The sequence below is a fragment of the Seonamhaeicola marinus genome (assembly GCF_008085455.1).
Genome location: NZ_VSDQ01000506.1, coordinates 1 through 552, shown reverse-complemented (window position 1 = coordinate 552; position 552 = coordinate 1). Strand labels below are relative to the sequence as shown.

Annotated in this window: 1 pseudogene; it reads right to left on the bottom strand. The window is 34.6% G+C overall.

The features are described 5' to 3' along the window. Positions 1–552: pseudogene (locus FUA24_RS07975) on the bottom strand (class I tRNA ligase family protein); the annotation flags it as partial.

Here is a 552-nt window from a genome sequence, read left to right as displayed (position 1 = left end):
TGGGAATAGTTTTATATCGGCGTTTTCACCTAAAACAGCTTCTATTGCCGGTTTTACCAATTCTTCCATTTTTAAGAACCATTGGTCGCTTAATCGTGGTTCTATAATGGCTTTGGTACGTTCTGAAATTCCAACACGGTTATTATGGTCTTCTATTTTTTCAATTAAACCTAAACTTTCAAGCTCTTTTACAATTTCTTTTCTAACTTCAAAACGATCTTTTCCTTCGTAATGTAAACCGTAACTGTTTAAAGAAGCATCTTCGTTAAAAATATCAATTACCTCAAGGTTATGCTTATCGCCTAAAACCTTATCGTTTTCATCATGTGCTGGCGTTACTTTTAAACAACCAGTACCAAATTCAACATCAACATAATCATCTTCAATAATAGGAATCACGCGATTACAAATAGGCACAATGGCTTTTTTTCCTTTTAAATTGAAATGACGCTCGTCTGCTGGATTGATACAAATTGCCGAATCGCCTAAAATAGTTTCAGGGCGTGTTGTAGCAATGGTTAACGTATCGTCGCTACCTTCAATTTTATATTT